This is a genomic window from Citromicrobium bathyomarinum, assembly GCA_001306305.2.
Taxonomy (GTDB): domain Bacteria; phylum Pseudomonadota; class Alphaproteobacteria; order Sphingomonadales; family Sphingomonadaceae; genus Alteriqipengyuania; species Alteriqipengyuania bathyomarina.
The window spans coordinates 1171826-1187365 of sequence record CP155577.1; the positions used below are offsets into that span (position 1 = coordinate 1171826).

At 64.6% G+C, this 15540-nt stretch carries 11 protein-coding genes; 7 read left to right on the forward strand and 4 right to left on the reverse strand.

Going from position 1 to position 15540, the window contains the following annotated elements; genetic code table 11:
• Positions 1-90: 90 nt before the first annotated feature.
• The 6 genes from acs (at position 91) to VO57_005940 (ending at position 6488) form a co-directional block, all read left to right on the forward strand.
• Complete coding sequence (gene acs, locus VO57_005915) at positions 91-2013, forward strand: acetate--CoA ligase (protein XBL70871.1); 1923 nt, start codon at positions 91-93, stop codon at positions 2011-2013.
• Between the two features lie 114 nt (positions 2014-2127).
• A complete protein-coding gene (locus tag VO57_005920) occupies positions 2128-3552 on the forward strand; it encodes a circularly permuted type 2 ATP-grasp protein (protein ID XBL70872.1) in 1425 nt (474 codons plus the stop codon).
• Between the two features lie 32 nt (positions 3553-3584).
• The gene (locus tag VO57_005925; protein ID XBL70873.1) at positions 3585-4532 is read left to right on the forward strand and encodes an alpha-E domain-containing protein; all 948 of its coding nucleotides are present in this window, start codon (positions 3585-3587) and stop codon (positions 4530-4532) included.
• Positions 4529-5329: a transglutaminase family protein gene (locus VO57_005930; GenBank protein XBL70874.1), complete on the forward strand. Its 801-nt coding sequence runs from the start codon at positions 4529-4531 to the stop codon at positions 5327-5329. The genes VO57_005925 and VO57_005930 overlap by 4 nt, the downstream gene beginning before the upstream one ends.
• Before the next feature lie 35 nt (positions 5330-5364).
• Positions 5365-6120, forward strand: coding sequence for a peptidase (locus VO57_005935; GenBank protein ID XBL70875.1), 756 nt, complete (start codon positions 5365-5367; stop codon positions 6118-6120).
• A gap of 38 nt (positions 6121-6158) precedes the next feature.
• Complete coding sequence (locus VO57_005940) at positions 6159-6488, forward strand: TIGR01244 family sulfur transferase (GenBank protein ID XBL70876.1); 330 nt, start codon at positions 6159-6161, stop codon at positions 6486-6488.
• A 42-nt stretch (positions 6489-6530) separates the two neighbouring features.
• Here VO57_005940 and VO57_005945 read toward each other — a convergent pair whose 3' ends face one another.
• From VO57_005945 to VO57_005960, 4 genes are all read right to left on the reverse strand, one after another.
• On the reverse strand, positions 6531-9914 hold the full coding sequence (locus tag VO57_005945; protein ID XBL70877.1) for an FG-GAP-like repeat-containing protein: 3384 nt from the start codon (positions 9912-9914) through the stop codon (positions 6531-6533).
• Between the two features lie 146 nt (positions 9915-10060).
• Positions 10061-11221, reverse strand: coding sequence for a glycosyltransferase family 1 protein (locus VO57_005950; GenBank protein XBL70878.1), 1161 nt, complete (start codon positions 11219-11221; stop codon positions 10061-10063).
• 192 nt (positions 11222-11413) lie between these two features.
• Positions 11414-13000 carry a hypothetical protein gene (locus VO57_005955; protein XBL70879.1) on the reverse strand — a complete coding sequence of 529 codons (1587 nt, stop codon included), beginning with the start codon at positions 12998-13000 and terminating at the stop codon, positions 11414-11416.
• On the reverse strand, positions 12997-14304 hold the full coding sequence (locus tag VO57_005960) for a Coenzyme F420 hydrogenase/dehydrogenase, beta subunit C-terminal domain (GenBank protein ID XBL70880.1): 1308 nt from the start codon (positions 14302-14304) through the stop codon (positions 12997-12999). The genes VO57_005955 and VO57_005960 overlap by 4 nt, the downstream gene beginning before the upstream one ends.
• Positions 14305-14529: 225 nt before the next feature.
• Between VO57_005960 and VO57_005965 the strand changes: the two genes are divergently transcribed.
• Positions 14530-15519 (forward strand): glycosyltransferase family 2 protein, encoded by a 990-nt coding sequence (locus VO57_005965; protein XBL70881.1) that lies wholly within the window; start codon positions 14530-14532, stop codon positions 15517-15519.
• The last annotated feature ends 21 nt before the right edge of the window (positions 15520-15540 follow it).

Below are 15540 nucleotides of genomic sequence, written 5' to 3' on the forward strand. Positions count from 1 at the left end.
TGCGCAAGTTGCCCCATCAAAGCTGCGCGGTCGCCAAAACCGTATCGATCGGTTAGCCAATTGGAAAACACGATTGGGAGAGCCAGCGCCGTGAGCGAATTCATCGACCCGCCGCAGACCGCGAAGACGAACTGCACCGCAGAACAATACGAGGCGGATTACGCCCGCTCGCTGTCCGACCCGGACGGGTTCTGGCTTGAGCAGGCGCAGCGGCTCGACTGGATCGATGCTCCCACCAAAGGCGGCGAATGGTCGTTTGACCCGGTCGATATCAAGTGGTTCGCCGACGGCACGCTCAACCTGTGTCACAATGCAGTCGACCGGCATCTGGCCGACAAGGCGGACAAGACTGCGCTCATCTTCGAGCCCGACGATCCCGACGGCGAAATCCGCACGCTGACCTACGCCGATCTTCATCGCGAGGTCGTGCGCATGGCCAATGCGCTCAAGGCGATGGGCGTGACCAAGGGCGCGCGGGTCACGCTTTACATGCCGATGGTGGTCGAAGGCGTGGTCGCGATGCTCGCCTGTGCGCGGCTTGGCGCGATCCATTCGGTCGTGTTCGGCGGCTTCTCGCCCGAGGCGCTGGCCGGCCGCATCATCGATTGCGAGAGCCAGTTCGTGATCACCGCCGACGAAGGCCTGCGCGGGAGCAAGCCGATCCCGCTCAAGGCTAATGTCGATGCCGCTGTCGACGAACACGATACTCCGGTGAAGGGCGTGCTGGTGATCGCACATACCGGGGCGGACATCGCGATGAAGCAGGGCCGCGACCACTGGTATGCCGACCTTGCCAGTGAAGACGACTGCCCGTGCAAGCCGATGAATGCGGAAGACCCGTTGTTCATCCTCTACACGAGTGGCTCGACCGGCAAGCCAAAGGGTGTGCTGCACACCGCGGGCGGCTACGGCGTGTGGACTGCGACGACCTTCCACTATGCGTTCGATCACAGGGCGGACGACATCTTCTGGTGCTCGGCGGACATCGGCTGGATCACCGGGCACAGCTACGTCACCTACGGACCGCTGCTGAACGGGGCGACGCAGGTGATCTTCGAAGGCGTGCCCAACTATCCCGACCACGGGCGCTTCTGGCAGGTCATCGAAAAGCACAAGGTTTCGATCTTCTACACCGCACCGACCGCGATCCGCGCGCTGATGCGCGAGGGCGATCGCTTCGTCACCGCGCACGACCGCTCGAGCCTGCGCCTGCTCGGCTCGGTGGGGGAGCCGATCAACCCGGAAGCATGGCGCTGGTATCGCGACGTTCCTGGCGAGGGCCGCGTGCCGGTGGTCGATACCTGGTGGCAGACCGAAACCGGCGGGATCATGCTGACCACGCTGCCCGCTGCCCACGCGATGAAGCCGGGCAGTGCCGGCCTGCCGTTCTTCGGCGTGCAGCCGCAACTGGTCGACAACGAAGGCGCCGTGCTGGATGGCGTGGCGGAGGGCAATCTGTGCCTGACCGCGAGCTGGCCGGGGCAGGCGCGCACCGTCTACGGCGATCACGACCGCTTCGTGCAGACCTATTTCAGCACCTATAAGGGCAAGTACTTCACAGGCGACGGGTGTCAGCGCGATCCGCACGGCTACTACCGCATCACGGGCCGGGTCGACGATGTGATCAACGTCTCGGGGCACCGGATGGGCACGGCCGAGGTGGAAAGCGCGCTGGTGCTCCACCCGCATGTGGCGGAGGCCGCAGTGGTCGGCTTCCCGCACGACATCAAGGGGCAGGGCATCTATTGCTATGTCACGCTCAACGCGGGCGACGACGGTTCGGACGCGCTTGCCGAAGAATTGCGCCAGCAGGTCCGCAAAGAAATCGGCCCGGTGGCAACGCCCGACCGGATCCATTTCACCGACGCTTTGCCAAAGACCCGTTCGGGCAAGATCATGCGCCGTATCCTGCGCAAGATCGCCGAGAACGATTATGGTTCTCTGGGCGATACATCGACGCTCGCGGACCCGTCGCTGGTTGATCGACTGATCGAAGGGCGCGTCTCCGGATGAGGTGAAGATTTCGCGCGGCGGAACAATTGACGCAGGCTCTTGGTTGGGTGACTATCGACGGCATACGGCCAGTAGAGAAGCCGGAACAGCCGAACAGGAAGGCCAGGAACTCAATTGAGCTTCGACGAAATGCTTGGACATGATGGGGGCAAGTCGGGCGAGACCCGCGACGCCTACCGGGCATTTCGCAAATGGCTCGATTCCCAACCTGACAACCGGGTTCTGCGAAAGTCCGAACAGGCAGAGAATTTCTTCCGCAAGATCGGCATCACGTTCAACGTCTATGGCGAAGAGGCGGCGGATGAGCGGCTGATCCCGTTCGATGTCGTGCCGCGCGTGCTGTCGGGCAACGAATGGCGCAAGCTCTCCAAGGGGATCGAGCAGCGCGTTCGTGCGATCAATGCGTTCCTGTACGATATCTATCACCGGCAGGAGATTCTGCGCGCAGGGCGCGTGCCGGAAAGCCTGATCGCCAATAATGCCGCGTTCCTGCCCAAGATGATGGGCTTCGATCCGCCCGGCGGTATCTACACCCACATCATCGGCACCGACATCGTGCGCACCGGGCCCGACGAATTTTACGTGCTGGAAGACAATGCGCGGACCCCCTCGGGCGTGTCCTACATGCTCGAAAACCGCGAGATCATGCTGCAGATGTTTCCGGAGCTGTTCGCAGATATCCCGATTCGCGAGGTCAGCGATTACCCCAGCTGGCTGCGCCGCTCGCTGGCGTCCTGCGCGCCCGCCGCGTGCCTCGACAAGCCGACCGTGGCGGTGCTGACGCCGGGGACGTTCAATTCCGCCTATTTCGAACACAGCTTTCTTGCCGACCAGATGGGCGCGGAACTGATCGAGGGATCGGACCTGCGCGTGATCGACGGGCGCGTCGCGATGCGCACCACCCAAGGCTACAAGCCGGTCGACGTGATCTATCGCCGGATCGACGACGAATATCTCGACCCGCTCAACTTCAATCCGGATTCGATGCTCGGCGTGCCGGGGATCTTCGATGTGTACCGCGCGGGCGGTGTGACCATCGCCAATGCGCCGGGTACGGGGATTGCCGACGACAAGGCGCTGTACAGCTACATGCCCGAGATCGTGAAATTCTACACCGGCGAAGAACCGCTGTTGAAGAACGTGCCCACCTGGCGCTGTTCGGAGCCCGACCAGCTGGCCGAAGTGCTCGACAAGCTGGACGAACTGGTGGTGAAAGAGGTCCACGGCTCGGGCGGCTACGGCATGCTGATCGGCCCGACCGCCAGCAAGCAGGAAATCGCCGACTTCCGCGCAAAGCTGAAGGAACAGCCCGAAGGCTACATCGCACAGCCCACGCTGGCGCTGTCGACCGTGCCGATCTTTACCGAGCAGGGCCTTGCCCCGCGCCACGTCGATTTCCGCCCCTTCGTGCTGATGGCGCCCAATTCGATCGACATCGTGCCCGGCGGGCTGACCCGCGTGGCGATGAACGAGGGATCGCTGGTGGTGAATTCCAGCCAGGGTGGCGGGACCAAGGATACGTGGGTGCTCGATGACTGATCGCGTGACGGTTCTCTCGATGGAGGCGCGCGATGCTGGGTAAGACCGCGTCCGGCCTCTTCTGGATGTTCCGCTATCTCGAGCGGGCGGAGGCGACCGCGCGTCTGCTCGACGCGGGCTTCCGCATCGCGCTGACGCGTGCGGGGTCGTCGCGTTCGGAATGGCAGTCCGTGCTGACCACGGTCGGCCAGCTGGATGCTTTCAAGGCCCGCCACGGCGAGCCGAATTCGTCCAAGGTGATCGAATTCCTGCTCAGCGATCGGGACAATCCCTCCAGCATCATCTCGATGGTCAAATCCGCGCGCGACAATGCGCGCGGTGTCCGGATCGGGCTGACCAGCGAGGTGTGGGAAGCGACCAACGAAAGCTGGATGACGCTCGACAAGCTGCTGCGCGGGACAATCCCCGAAGCGGACCTGCCCGACACGCTGACCACGATCCGCCAGCAGAACGCGCTGGTGCGCGGCGCGACCACCGGCACTATGCTGCGCAACGACGGCTTCAATTTCGTGCGGCTGGGCACCTTCATCGAACGCGCCGACAACACCGCGCGGATCCTCGATGTGAAGTACTATCTGCTGCTGCCATCGATTAGTCAGGTCGGCTCAACGCTCGACATCAAGCAGTGGGAGACGATCCTGCGCTCTGTCTCGGCGCTGCGCAGTTACCAGTGGCTCCACGGCGCGACGGTCAATCCGCGCGACATCGCCCAGTTCCTGATCCTGCACGAACAGATGCCGCGCAGCCTTGCGTTCTGCTATAACAAGATATGCGACAATCTGGGCTACCTCGCGAAGAACTACGACAACCGCACGGAGTCCTGCGAATTGGCCGACCGCATTCACCTCGATTATCTGGGCCGGTCGATGGACTCGATCTTCGACGACGGGCTGCACGAGTTCATCGAAAGCTTCCTCGACGCGAACAACCGGCTCGCGAGCCAGATTTCCACCGACTATTCGTTCGGACCGGGCGCATGAGGCTGCGGGTCGATCACGAGACGCGCTACACCTATGACGCGCCGGTCTCCTACGGGCTTCAGCAGGTCCGCATGCGGCCGAAAGACAGCCGTGGCCAGAAGGTGCTGGACTGGACCATCACGGTCGAGGGCGGGGCGACCGAGCTTTGCTATGACGATCACAACGGCAACCGGGTTGACCTGATCGGGATCGAGCCGGGCCGCACCGAAACCTCCATCCGGTGCGTCGGCCTGGTCGAAAATACCGAGGGTGACGGCGTTCTGGGCAAGCACCAGGGCTTCCTGCCGCTTTGGCACTTCCGGCGATCTTCCCCGCTGACACGTGCGGGCGAGGGCGTGCGCAAGCTGGTATCCGAGCTTGGCGATTGCGACATCGCGCAGGTTTCCACCGGGCACGCATTGTCCGCCGCGATCCTCGACACGGTCGGCTACGAAGGCGGCAACACCCATTCGGGCACCACGGCGGAAGAAGCGATCACGGGCGGCACCGGCGTGTGTCAGGACCACGCGCATATCTTCTGTTCCGCAGCGCGGCTGATGGGCCTGCCTGCACGCTACGTCTCGGGCTACCTGATGATGAACGACCGGGTCGAACAGGACGCCAGCCACGCTTGGGCGGAAGCCTTTTTCGAAGGGCTGGGCTGGGTCGGTTTCGACATCTCCAACGGCTATTCGCCCGACGAGCGCTATATCCGCGTCGCGACCGGAATCGACTTCCGCGAAGCCGCGCCGATCAACGGCATGCGGATGGGGGGAAGTGACGAAGGCGTGCTTGTCACCCTGAAGGTCGAGCAATAATCCTTTCCCCGCAACTACGACGAGTGCCGAACTAGATGACCTATTGCGTGGGCATGCGGCTGGACCGCGGCCTGATCTTCATGTCCGATACGCGAACCAATGCGGGCGTCGACGACGTCTCGCAGGTGCGCAAGATGCGCCATTGGGAAAACCCGGGAGAGCGGATCATCACCCTGCTTTCCGCAGGAAACCTGGCGACCACGCAGGCGGTCGTAAGCCTGCTGGACGAGCGGACCAAGGCGCCATCCGAACGCGACCCGTCGATCATGTCGGCCCCCTCGATGTTCCAGATCGCGACCATCGTGGGCGATACCCTGCGCGAGGTGATTTCTTCCCTGCGCCATGAAGGGCCCGAGGCAAGCGCACCGTTCCGGGCAAGCCTGATCCTGGGCGGGCAGATCGCGGGCAGCGAGCCACGCCTGTTCCTGATCTACCCGGAAGGCAATTTCATCGAGGCGGGCGATGATTCGCCCTTTTTCCAGATCGGCGAGACCAAGTATGGCCGCCCGATCATCGTGCGCACCTTCGACCCGGCGATGACTTTCGAGGATGCGACCAGGCTGCTGATGGTCAGCTTCGATTCGACCATCCGCTCCAACCTGGCAGTCGACCTCCCACTGGACCTGGCAACTTACGAACGCGATGCGTGCAAGCTTGCCCACCAGCAGCGGATCGAAGTGAACGATCCCTATTTCCGTCGCATCTCCGAGCAATGGAGCCTGTCGCTGCGCGAGGCGGTCAACCGTCTGCCGCCGTTCGAATTCGAAACCGGCGCGACGAGCGAGGACTGAGGCGGCGCAACCATCGATCCGACAAGAGGACCAACGTAATGGACATGACGCAGCTCGACGAAAACGTGTGGGTCGCGGGGCAGATCGACCCGGCAGACTTGCCTGCGCTGGCCGATCGTGGCTTCCGCTCGATCATCGGCAACCGCCCCGATGGCGAGGAACCCGGCCAGCCCAGCTGGTCAGTGATTGCTGCGGCCGCACAGGATGCGGGGATCGAGGCACGGCATATCCCCATCGCCGGGCCGCAGGACATCGCCGCGCGCAAAGACGATTTCGCGCAGGCACTGGCCGAGATGCCGGGACCGGTGCTGGCCTTCTGCCGCTCCGGCGCGCGCTCTGGCCGCCTCTACGAAGCGGCGCAAGGCTAAGCGACAGGTCCTAAGCCTGCGCACCGCGCAGGCCCGCGGCGATCAGTACATTTGCAGATGTTCGAGGCCTGCGTCCGGCAGGGTTACTCGCAGCATGGGCCAGTCGCCTGATCCGTTTACGGCAGACTGCGCGAAGGCTGCGGGGAAGTTCTGCATATCAGGGCCGCCAGCCCCGGTCGCATCATCGAACTGCGCCAGCGCGCGGACCGCATCATCATACGCGTGTCCGCTCCAGCCATCGTCGAAGCGATATTCGTACGCAGCCTCCTGCGACACGACTGCGGCGGAGCCCGACCCATCGGGGGCGTAGCCCAGTTCGGTCGCGCTCAGGCTGTCCGGTGAGACGCCGACCAGCCTGAAGATGGTCGCAAAGGCGTAGTTCTCGCCCGAAGCACCATCGCGGTCGTACTGGATCAGCGTGTCCTCGCCCTCAGCGACCAGTTGCAGGTGCCCGGTGGCGAAGGGATTGGAACCGGTCGGCAAGTTCTGCGATGCCGAGTTCAGGAAGCCTGTGAGCGAGAGCCGGTCTTCTCCCACGGTGAAATCGGTCACCACGACCTCGCTACCGAGGCTGTAGGCAATCGTGTTGAGCAGCGACTGGACCGTGATGGCGTCGCTTCCGGCCCCCAGGGTCACGCTCTGCGAGCCCCCGAATATGCTGATATTGACGGAATCATCGCCTTCGCCAGCATCGATCAAGCCCAACCGGACCCCGCCGACATAAATCTGGTCGGCGCCCGTCCCATCGACCACCGTGACATCATCAATGTAGCGCACGGAATTGAAAAAGATCCGGTCTTCGCCCTGGCCGCCATCGAGAAGGAGGACGCTGGAGGCCTGAGTCAGGCGTGAGACGAACAGGGTGTCATTGCCCCGCTGGCCGAACAGCCGGTCGTTCCCACCGCCGATGTCGTCGAGAATATCGTCCGATATATCCGGCCCAGCGTCGTTGAAATTATTGCCGTAGAGCGTGTCGTTGCCCAACCCACCGTTGAGCTGGTCCGCACCTTCGCCGCCTTCGATAAGGTCGTCGCCCGCTCGGCCCCAGATCGTATCGTCTCCGGCAAGACCGCTGAGAGTATCGGCTCCATTGCTGCCGCTCAGGATTTCACGCGCGGATGTACCGGTAAACGTCTCCCCGACCGGGGCGTCGCCATTTATTGGGTAACCCAGCTCGCGCGCAGTCATTGTGGCGGCGGTTCTGCCGGTGAAGCTCACCACGGACTGCGGACTATAGGCGCTCTGGGATGCACCGTCCCGGTCGATCTGGAGAGTCGCGGTGCCGTTCACATCGACCAGTTGCAGGTGCCCGCTCGCGAAGGGGTTGGTCGCCGGATCCCAGCCGATCAGGTACTCGGGGAGATATTCCTCAAGAGCCAGGCGATCCTCACCGGCAGTCATATCCGTGATGATAATCGTTGCGTCGGGTGAGGCGACCGGGTCTCGGCGCCCCAGCCAGATGATATCATTCCCCGTCCCGAGAGTGATCGTCTGCACCCCCCCACTCGGATTGATCACGACGAAGTCGTCACCCGACCCAGCGTCAACCGTGCTTTGCGAGACGGCGTTGACGATGATCTCGTCATCGCCGGATCCGCCGAGGATGGTGACGGTATCAACATAGCGGGTGCTGGAAAAAACGATCGAATCGTTTCCGGCTCCGCCATCGAGCAGCAAGACATTGGCCGTCTGGCTGGAGCGACTGACACCGATATGATCGTTTCCGTCCTGGCCGTAGAGGCGGTCATTTCCGCCCCCATCGTCGAAAAGGACGTCGTTACCGCCATCGTCGAAACCGGCGGCGTCTCCATAGAGGATGTCATCGCCCGCTCCGCCGTAGAGCGTGTCGTTTCCTGCACCCCCTTCGAGGAAGTCGTCCCCGCTACCGCCATATATGAAGTCCCCCCCTCCGAGTGCGCGGATCAGGTCGCCCGCTTCGGTCCCGTACAAGGACTCGAATTCAGAGGTTCCGGTAATCTCGTTGAGATTGGTGACATACAGCGTGACGGCGAAGGAACTGGCAAGCACGCCGTCGGTGGCGGTCACTATGATCTCGTAAGTATTGTCGCCGTTCCCATCAGCCGGGGCCTCGAAATCGGCGGCTTGGCGGAAACTGACCGCGCCGGTTCGGGCGTCGATCGAGAATGCCTCCGCATCCTCGCCGCTCAGCGAAAAGAACAGCGTGTTGTTGTCCGGATCGCTCGCCGTAACGGTATATGCGAGCACCGATCCTTCGAGGAGCGTCACGGCATCGCTGCTGGTGATCGTCGGCGCGCGATTGCCGCTGAGCGAGACATAGGTGAAGTCGCCACCGAAGCCGACGATGTCCGCCTGGCCGTCTCCATTCACATCGGCCAGCGTGCGGTAGAACCGGTCGTTCGAAAACCAGCCGCCGCCCGCATCGCTTGCGCCGAAGGACCGCAGCGCGAGGGTGGGATCCGCGAAGGTTCCGTCGCCATTGCCGATCGCGACGTAAGCGCCGAGCCCGCCGAAGCCGACGATGTCGGCATACCCGTCGCCGTTCATGTCGGCGAGGCGGCGCGGATAGGTATCGCTGCTGGTCCAGCCGCCGCCTTCGGGTGCGAAGCCGAAGCTGGCGAGGCCGAGAATGGTCGGGCCGAAGCCGCCACTCTCCTGCGCCAGCGCAACGAACACGCCATTTGCACCGAAGCCGACGATGTCCGCCCGGCCATCTCCGTTCACGTCCGCCATTTCGCGCGGATAGTGCTCGGACGAGGCCCAGCCGCCGGCAACATCGCTTGCGCCGAAACCATTATAGGCGAGCGTCGCCTGAGCGAAGGTGCCGTCCTCCCGGGCGAGGGAGACGTAAACCCCAGCCGATCCGAAGCCGACGAGATCTGCCCGTCCGTCGCCATTCACATCGGCCGCGGTGCGCGGATAGATGCCTTCGTTGGTCCAGCCGCCTGCCTCGTTCGCGGGGCCGAACCCGTTATAGGCGAGCGCAACGTCGCCGAAGCGGACCGGCTGCTCAGCCGTCGGCGCGAGGCCGAGCGCGACATAGACGCCCGCCGATCCGAAGCCGAGCAGGTCTGCGCGGCCATCTCCGTTCACATCTGCAAGCATTCGCGGATAGAAGGAGTTGTCAGCCCACCCACCGGCCTCGGCGCTGGCCCCGAAGCTGTTATAGGCGAGCAATGTCTCGCCGAACCCGCCGGCCGGATCGGCCAGCGCGACGAAGACGCCAGCAGCGCCGAAGCCGACGATGTCCGCGCGGCCATCGCCGTTCACGTCGGCCATGCGGCGCGGAAAGGTGGTGTCGTCGGTCCAGCCGCCGGCGACGGAGTTGTAGCCGAATCCGCGATAGGCAGACACAGGCGGGCCGAGGCTCACCTCGCCGCTTCGGGCGAATTCGGCATCCCGCACTTCGTTACGCGCAAGCATCCGCGCATCTCCGCGATACGTCATCCCAGAACCCCTCGTCTCGCCTCCGGAGCGCAGGATGAAGCTTCTTGCAGCCAACCGCGTTCACGATCCGATAACGGTTTAACGCCTGCCGGATCATGAGAACAGGATTTTCGGCAAGTCCGGGGAGGGTGTCCCCCCGGTCGGCGTCAGGCCGCGAAGGCCGCGCGGCGCTTTGCCGCGACGGCGGCGACTTTGGGGTCGCGCAGGTGGGGGCCCTCGGCAATCGCCTGGCGGTAGCTGGCGATCACATTGTCGAGGATCGCCGACCAGTGATAGCGCTCGCTGAACGCGATCCCCGCATCGGCCAGGGTTTTCCGGTAGGCGGGATCGTCCGTCAGCCGCTCGATCGCATCGGCATAGGCGCTGGCATCGCGGGGCGGCACGATCAGCCCGTTCTTGCCATCCTCGATCAAGGCCCGTGCTGCCGGAGCATCCGCGCTGACCACCGCCAGGCCGGAGGCCATCGCCTCCAGATTGACGTTGCCGAACGCCTCGGTGGTGCTCGGATTGACGAGGATGTCCGCGCTGCCGACCGCGCGTGCCAGTTCCTTACCTTCGACATGGCCGGTGAACACCGCCTCGCCGATCCGCCCGGCGAGATCGTCGCCCGCAGGCCCGGCGCCGACGATCAGCGGGCGGACCTTGCGTCCACGCTCGCGAAGGGTCTTCACAACCTCTTCGAACACGTCGATGCCCTTTTCCTTCACCAGCCGCCCGAAGAACAGCAGCACCGCTTCGTCATCGGCGTAGCCCTTGGCCCGGCGCCATTCCGGGTCGCGGCGCGAGGGGTTCCACAGCTTGTGGTCGACGCCCCGGCTCCAGGTGTGGACATGATCGCCAAGCTGCGTCGTCTGGCGCAGTTCATCGACAAGATAGGGGTTGGGGGCGAGCACGATGTCGCACCGGCCATAGAAGCGGTCGAGATAACGCTCCGCATAGCCCCGGAAGATGTCGAGCCCGTAATAGGTGAAGTAGGTCTGGAACAGCGTGTGCAGGCTGGCCACCACCGGCACTTCGATCTCGGCGGCGAAAGTCTGCATCTGGCGGCCGAGCCGGTCGGGCGCGGACAGGTGGACCACGTTTGGCGCGAAGGCGCGGATGTCTTCGCGCACAGCCTTTGGCAGGCCTAGCGCCAGGCGGTATTCCTTGCGCGTCGGGATCGCGAAGGAGGGGACCGAGACAAGATCGCCCGCAGGCGCGAAGGCAGGCTCCGCAATGGTCGGCGAATAGACCCGCACCTGCGCGCCATGCTCCAGCAGGTAGCGGACCAGCCGGTTGAGCGCCTTGTTCGCGCCATCGCGAACCATGTTGTAATTTCCCGAGAACAGCGCGACCCGCAGACCGGCGGCCTTGCCACCCGTCGGGTCTGAATCGAAGACCGCGGTCTTCGCGCTATGCTCGGTCTGTGCGATCGCTTGTTCCCTCGTCCCGCAATCTTCCTGGCGGACCCTACGCGCCCTGAACGGGCCGCGCGGCGGTGCGCCTGTTTGGCTGCGCGGTTAGCACGGGGTGATGCGCGTGACGATAGTGATTGCGTCGGGCGTAGCCGAGCGCTCTTCGGACAGCTCGAATTCGCGGATCGGCCCAAGATCCTGCGGATGATAGCTGTCGGCACTGGCGACGTGGCGCTTGGATGCGCGCGGCGCGCGCAGCAGGCGGTCGGTGGTGCGCAGGCCCTCGATCCGGTCTGTGATCTCGACGCTGCCGTCGCGATGCGTGATCTTGCGGTTCAAGACCGGCTCTGATTGCCCGCCGCGCTTGAAGATCAGCACGCGCTTTAGGATCGGGATCAGCCGCTTGCCGAGCACGAATGCGAGGCAGCGCAGCACGATATGCTGGAACGGGTTCGACAGCTTCTCGCTGTGGGAGAACATCCGTCCTGCAATCGCGATACCGCCATCGACCGGCTGGAACGACCAGTCCGCGCTCCACCAGTGCGACACATATTGCGTATCGCCGCGCTCCACGATCCAGCCGAAATCGCTCGCCTCGCCGGAGGGGCCGCTGAGGGTGAGGATGCCGCCCTTGCGCGGCGAGACGATCAGCCCGTCTGCCAGATAGTGGCCCGATCCCTCGAACAGGCGCGGCGCGGACGTGGCGGCATCGCTGGCCAGCGATGCCCGGCCTTCGAGCAGGGCGAGCGCGCGCATCACCGAGTGGCCGATATAGTGGCAGATATAGCGGTCGTCGGTCGCGGCGTAGGTGTGATCCTCGCTGTCGGCGCTGGCGAACGCCCACTGCGCGACCCGCGCCGCGTCCGCGCGCTCAGCGTCAGTGCCCTCGATTGCGGAGCGGATGATACCGTAGGGCACGAGGTAATCGGTGTTGCGGCTGTTGTGCTGGCCGACCCCCTTGGGCGCGGCAGCGGGAAACGCGGCCATGAACCCGAGCGCGCGGGCGATGGCGTCGCGGTAGTCCGCATCGCCGGTCGCGTCGTAAAGGTCCCACAGGCAATCGATGGTGACCGCGAGATAGCCCAGGTCCGGCCCGTCATATTCCCAGAACCAGCCTTCCGCGTGCTGCAAATCCAGCGTGGCGGCCTTTACCTGCGCGAAGGCTGCAGGATCGGCATCCTGCGGCAGCACCTTGTCGATCCATGCAAGCGCGGCGAGCCCGGCGACCTGCTGGTTGCCCGCCTGCGCTTCGAACCGGGTGCGTAGCTGGCGCGCCGCGATCCGCAGACCGTCGCGCACGTCCTCCACCGCAACCACGCCCTGATCCGCCAGCTTGGCGACTGCGAGGGTGGCGAAGGCGAGCGGGGGGTATCCCTGCTCCCACGGGTAATATTCCTCGAACGCATAATGCTTTTGCGCGCGCGCGTTCCAGAACCGGGCGCTGGCGGCAGCGATGGCTTCCAGCGCCTCTCGCTGGTCGTGCCACTGCGGGAGGCGCGCGGCCTCGTGCAGCGCGTAGCCGGCCTGCTGGAGGATGATCGAGGGGAAATCGCGGATCTTGTAGTGCCACCAGTTGCGGTCCGCGCAGCCGAACAGCGGGGAGGTGGGGTCGCGGCACACCTGGGTCAGGATGCGCGGCATCCAGCGCTGCGCCACGCGAAGCAGTGGGGCATGCAGATCGGGCGCGCTCATTCCTCGTCCACGATCATGCGGAAATCGGCCAGCCCCTTGCGCTTGGTCGGCTTGCTCGCCTTCTTCCAGCTGAGACGCAGCTTGTTGAAGACCGGGCCGATCACGCTTTCGGGGATCTGCCGCAGCACGAAGCGGGCAGGGGCCGTGCTGCCGATCACGAACAGGGTGGAGATGACCAGTTCGGCAATCTTGCGCGAGGGCGGAATTGTCGCTGGCTCCATGCCGTAATCGGGGGCAGCCAGCCCGATCTTGCGCCGCCACTGGTTACGGATGAAGCCGCCGCGCTTCTTGAAGTCGATCATGTGGCCGTGCATCTCGGTCGCCTTGAGATCGTCCTCGCGCTCCAGCACCAGCGCGCCTGCGGCGATCATCTCCTCGACCAGCGCCTCCATCTTCGCACTGCGCGTGACCACCACCGAGTGCCCGCCGCCCTGCGCTTCGAACGCGGGGCTCCATGCATCGCCGACCGAGAGGTCGCAGAACTCGTTCGCGAAATCCATGCTCTGCAGGCTGGCGCGGGTGACGAAGAAGGGGATCAGGAAGTTGTAATAGACCTTCTTGGATCGCAGCACCTTGCCGCTCTGCGTCTTGATCTCGAGATAGCCCGGCCACTCGCCCGCGCGCCATTCGAGACTGGTGACGGGATCGCTCTTCGCCACGCCATGCGCGCGCACGAAACTGTCGATCGCGGCGGGGTAGAGCGCGGTGCCGGTATAGGGGCCGAGGACGTAGTCGATCTGCTGCGCCTGCGGGTGCCCCGAATGCTGCAGCCGCCGAAGTGCCGCCGCCTGTTCGGGCACCAGCGTGATCGCATAGCGCTTGCCCGGCTCCAGCCGTGAGAGGATGTCGAGCATCGCGACCGGGATATAGACCGATTGCGCAGCGTCGAGGATCTCCTCCGCCGTGCTCGCAATAACCGGGCTCGCTTCGAGTGGGGCGGGTACGCCCTGCCGCGCGACGATTGCCGCGTCGATCCGGCCCGATTGCAGCAGGTGGAGCAGCACCGCCGTGGTCACACCGCCCGATGCACCGCGTGCGCGCACCGACGGGTCGCCCGCATAGCCGGTGCGGGTCGCGACGATGTGCCCGACCAGCCAGGAGTCCGGCATCCGCCCGTAATGGTCGAGGTAGAGCTGCGGGTAGTCGATGCCCTTGCCGGGGCACGCGTCCCACGCGAGTTCGGGCAGCGCGGTGCCGGGCGCGAAGACCGGCTTGGGCCCGGTCGCGGTGCGCTCCATCGCCGAGCGCCCGCTGGCATCCAGCGCCACGCAGGCCCCGCAGCCCACGCAGATGGCGCGCCGCACGACCTTGTCGCGCAGGCGCTGGGCGACCTCGGCGATCGGTGGCGTCGGGCTTTGTGATGGCGCTGGGAGAGAAATCGTGACTACCTTTGTCCGGTTGAGCCAAACTGTGCGAGCCCATAGAGGGGGAGCGCCGATCACGGCAACATTTCTTCTGGCCATCAACGGGTCTAGGGGCTTTAGCGCCCCGCACAATCCCGTGAGACCCATCGATCAAAGAGCGCGCCTGTGAAGCTGATCATTCAAATCCCCTGCTACAACGAGGAAGAGACGCTTGGCGAGGCGCTGAGCGATCTGCCGCGCGAAGTGCCCGGCATCGACGTGGTCGAATGGCTGATCATCAATGATGGCAGTACCGACCGGACGGTGGAGGTCGCCAAGGCGCACGGGGTCGACCACATCGTCGATCTGCCGGTGAACATGGGGCTGGCGCACGGCTTCATGGCCGGTGTGCAGCGCGGCCTTGCCGAAGGCGCGGACATCATCATCAACACCGATGCGGACAACCAGTACGACGCGTCCGACATCCCCCAGCTGGTCGAGCCGATCCTGAAAGGGCAGGCGCAATATGTGATCGGCGCGAGGCCGATCCCCGATATCGAGCATTTCAGCAGCACCAAGCGGTTCCTGCAGAAGCTGGGCAGCCGCGTGGTCCAGATCGTTTCAGGGACGGACATCGCCGACGCGCCGAGCGGTTTTCGCGCCCTGAGCCGCGAGGTTGCACTGCGGATCAACGTGTTCGACAGCTATACCTACACGCTGGAATCGATCATCCAGGCGGGGCTGAGCGATTTTCGCATCGTCTCCGTACCGGTCGGCGTGAATGGGGAGACGCGTCCCTCGCGGCTGGTCCGCTCGATCCGCGACTATGTACGCCGCTCGATGATGTCGATCCTGCGGTCCTTCTTCGTCTACAAGCCGGGCAAGACGTTCTTCCTGCTCAGCCTGCTGCCCGCTTTGCTTGGGACGGGTCTGATGATCCGCTGGCTGGTGCTGTTCTACATGGGGACCGAGCGCGCGCATGTGCCCAGCCTGGTCGTCGCGGCGGTGATGCTGATCGCGGCGCTGATTTTCTGGGTGGCGGGCCTGCTGGGCGAGCTGTTCGCGATCAATCGTCGGCTGCTGCAGGACCTGCAATATATGAAGCGCAAGGAACTGGCGGACGCGCACCTGCGGCTGCGCGATCGGGAGCCGCCCGCCCCGCCGCCTGCGGGGTGAGCACCCCTCCGATGAGGGAGA